This is a genomic window from Pantoea sp. GbtcB22 (assembly GCF_019091025.1).
GTDB classification, from domain to species: Bacteria; Pseudomonadota; Gammaproteobacteria; order Enterobacterales; family Enterobacteriaceae; genus Pantoea; species Pantoea leporis.
In genome coordinates, this window is sequence record NZ_JAGXKB010000163.1 from 1 (window position 1) to 275 (window position 275).

A 275-nucleotide genomic window follows, 5' to 3' on the forward strand; every position below is an offset into this window, starting at 1 on the left:
CAGCGCCGAGGTGAATGGACGCCCGGTGTAACCGGTATACAGCTGACGCGGACGGGCGATTTTCATGCCTTCGCCGTGCATCTCTTTCCAGTGTGCAATCCAGCCCACGGTGCGCGCCATGGCGAAGATAACGGTAAACAGGGAAGACGGAATGCCCATTGCTTTCAGGATGATGCCTGAATAGAAATCGACGTTTGGATAGAGTTTCCGCTCGATGAAGTACGGGTCGTTCAGCGCGATGTGCTCCAGCTCCATCGCCACTTCCAGCAGATCAT

Annotated in this window: 1 protein-coding gene; it reads right to left on the minus strand. The window is 55.6% G+C overall.

All coding sequences use genetic code 11. From position 1 onward, the window contains the following. Nucleotides 1-275: citrate/2-methylcitrate synthase (locus tag KVT28_RS25055; protein WP_305801802.1), on the minus strand; the 275-nt coding region annotated here is incomplete at both ends.